Raw genomic sequence first — 2,742 nt, 5'->3', positions numbered from 1 at the left:
GCTGCGCACCCTTGCCGCCGAGGGTCTGGTCACGCTCGTAGCCAACGCCGGGGCATGGGTCTCGAAGCTCAGCGCGGCTGAAGTGACGGAACTGTACGAGATTCGCGAGCGTATCGACCCACTGCTGCTGCGATACAACATCCCGCACCTGAGCGACGAAACCGTCGACGAACTCGAGCGGCTGGCCGACGAGATGGAGGCTGCTCCGGACGCCGCCACGTTCATCGAGTTCGACCGTCGCTTCCACCTGCTCTCCTACTCGGCGGCCGACACGCTCACGCTCCAGCAGACCGCGACCAACCTCTGGAACCGAACGCAGCACTACCGCCGCGAGTTCGTCACGTCCGCGAGGATTCAGGATGATCACCGTGCCGATATGGATCACCGGCTCATGATCGCTGCGATCCGGAACCGGGATGCCGACGAGGCTTCGCGCGTGCTCGCCATGCACATCCGCCGGACGAAGCGCGAGCTCGAGCGCATGCCCGAAATCTTCGAGTGACGAACGAAAGTTTCGGCGCCGCGGTCTGCCCCTCGACGAGGTTGATTCAGTGCTGGGTTTGCGTCGCTTCGATGGAAGAATTGCGACGCAAACCCCGCACTGAACAGGCGATGCGAGCTGTAGGGACCGTGCGGACCCGACCGGTCAGGCGTTACAACATCACGAAACCGTAGACCAACATCGACGCCGTGAAGATGACGCCGGTGAAGAACAACATAATGATCGTGTAACCGAGCACATCGGTCAGCTTGAGCTTCGAGAGCGCCAGCACCGGCAGCAGGAAGAACGGCTGCAGCATGTTCGTCCACTGGTCGCCGACGGACACCGCCATTGCCGTCGCTGCCGGGCTCGCACCGATCGCGTTCGCCGCCTCGATCACGACCGGCCCCTGCACAGCGAACTGGCCGCCGCCGGAGGGGATGAGCAGATTGATGAGACCGGCAGAAATGAATGCCCACAGCGGCAGCGTATGCGGTGTCGAGATCGCCGTGAACAGTTCCGAGAACGTCACCACCAGGCCCGAGCCGACAAGGATCGCCATGATGCCCGCGTAGAACGGGTACTGCACGATGACGCCGCCGACGGTCTTCACGCCCTCGGCCACTGCGGTGATGAACCGCGACGGGCGAGCGAACAGCAGGAACGCCAGCATCAGGAACAGGAAGTTCACGGAATTGAGGTCGATAGAACCGCCGCCGATGAAGTAAATCATTGAATACGACAGCCCCAGCAGACCCGCTGCGATGCCCAGAACGGGAGAGTCGTTGAGGCGCTGGCCGAATGACCGCTCGCCGACCTCGACCTCTTCGTTCTTCTTGATCTGGAGCACGGCAGGGTCGAGCGGGATGACCCTCTTGGGGTCTTTGGGATGCAGCAGCGCCAAGAAGAACGGCATCGTAACGATCGTGAGGATCGTGGTGATCAGAATGACCGGGTGGAACACCGTCTCCTCGAGACCGACGACACCCATCTGATCCTCGAGGAAGTGCCCGTCCGTGGCGACGAGCAGTGGAATCGTGGCCGAGATGCCCATGCCGTAGACCACGAAGCCGGAGTATGCAGCTGCGATTGCGAGGGGATAGTGCAGTGTTTTCACGTTGGCCGCGATCTTCTGCGCGATGATCGTGCCGATGATAAGACCGAAGCCCCACTGCAGCCAGCTCGCGATACCGGTAAGGACTACGGCCAGGACGATCGCGCTCGTATTGCCTTTCGGCAGCTTCGCCAGCCGCGTCAGCATGACGTCGACGATGGGGGTCTTCGCGAGCAGGAAGCCGGTCAGGATGATCAGAACGACCTGCATGCCGAACTCCAGCAGGTCCCAGAATCCGCCACCCCAATACTCGACTACGTCGAGCGGGTTCGATCGCCCTACCGTCACAGCGAGTAGGACGCTGAAGATCGTCAGGATGATCGCGATGGCGAGCGGGTCTGGCAGATACTTGCGGACGATTCTGCTGAAGAACTCCGCGAGCCTCAGCATGCCACCAGGCTTTTCTTCCTTCGGAAGAGTCTCGGTGCTACGTGGTTGGGACACCCCACAACCTCCTTGTAGTGGATCCAATTAAGCGATTTCTTGCCGGAAACCTCGCGAAAACCGTACCACAGTCGCATGGATTGAACCCAATGATGCGAATATCCTTGTACTCAGGCACGCCGATGCCGTTACGATTGCCTTCGGGGCAAGCCCTTCGACTCAGCAACGATCAGTGAAACGCATGACCCGCCGCCTTCTGCGCCAGCGCTAGCCGGCCGTAGCGCGCATCCGCATGGAAAGCGCCAGCAGGATGCTCGCGGCCAGCACCAAGAACCCGAGCGAGACCAGCGGTAGCGAGTGCACGCCGAGACCGACCATTGCGAAGCCGCCGATCGCGGTGCCGGAGAAGTTGCCGAGGTTCACGACGGCGGGGGCGAGGGATGCGCCTAACCGGCGACGTTGTTGCATGAACCGCAGGAACAGCACCTGCGCACACGGCGTCATCCCGCCCAGTGCTGCCCCACGAGGCTCGCCCCGAGCGCTGATGTGATGCCGGCATCGTTGGCGACGAGCAATACCGCAAAGCCCACTGCGCCGATCACGATGGCGGCGCCACGTCCGTCGCGACCGCGTCCGAGCATCCTCGCGACCAGAATGGATGCCGTGCCCAGGTAGGTCGCGTGCACCACCGCCGACAGAAATCGCACGGGGACGACCATCCCGAGCGAAGGGCTCAACGCAACAGCCATCGTGAGCAGCAGCA

Annotated in this window: 3 protein-coding genes and 1 pseudogene; 1 reads left to right on the top strand and 3 read right to left on the bottom strand. The window is 62.3% G+C overall.

Features of this window, described 5'->3' with window-relative positions; all coding sequences use genetic code 11:
• On the top strand, nucleotides 1-502 hold a 502-nt coding region (locus Q0O95_RS13970; RefSeq protein WP_293699946.1), incomplete at its 5' end, for a GntR family transcriptional regulator.
• Between the two features lie 151 nt (nucleotides 503-653).
• On the opposite strand, the gene Q0O95_RS13965 is transcribed toward Q0O95_RS13970, so the two are convergent.
• From Q0O95_RS13965 to Q0O95_RS13955, 3 genes and pseudogenes are all read right to left on the bottom strand, one after another.
• Complete coding sequence (locus Q0O95_RS13965) at nucleotides 654-1,985, bottom strand: TIGR00366 family protein (protein ID WP_293699944.1); 1,332 nt, start codon at nucleotides 1,983-1,985, stop codon at nucleotides 654-656.
• A gap of 261 nt (nucleotides 1,986-2,246) precedes the next feature.
• On the bottom strand, nucleotides 2,247-2,483 hold the full coding sequence (locus tag Q0O95_RS13960) for a hypothetical protein (RefSeq protein ID WP_293699941.1): 237 nt from the start codon (nucleotides 2,481-2,483) through the stop codon (nucleotides 2,247-2,249).
• Nucleotides 2,480-2,742 (bottom strand): annotated as a pseudogene (locus Q0O95_RS13955) (hypothetical protein); the annotation flags it as partial. The gene Q0O95_RS13960 and the pseudogene Q0O95_RS13955, both read right to left, overlap by 4 nt.

Source organism: uncultured Agrococcus sp. (genome assembly GCF_945915485.1).
Lineage (GTDB): Bacteria > Actinomycetota > Actinomycetes > Actinomycetales > Microbacteriaceae > Agrococcus.
The sequence above is the reverse complement of the archived record's forward strand: the minus strand, read 5'-3'. Positions and strand labels throughout refer to the sequence as shown.

Coding starts and splice junctions, on each gene's coding strand:
- Q0O95_RS13965 (WP_293699944.1), bottom strand. CDS start 1,985: ATGCTGAGGCTCGCGGAGTTCTTCAGCAGAATCGTCCGCAAGTATCTG.
- Q0O95_RS13960 (WP_293699941.1), bottom strand. CDS start 2,483: ATGACGCCGTGTGCGCAGGTGCTGTTCCTGCGGTTCATGCAACAACGT.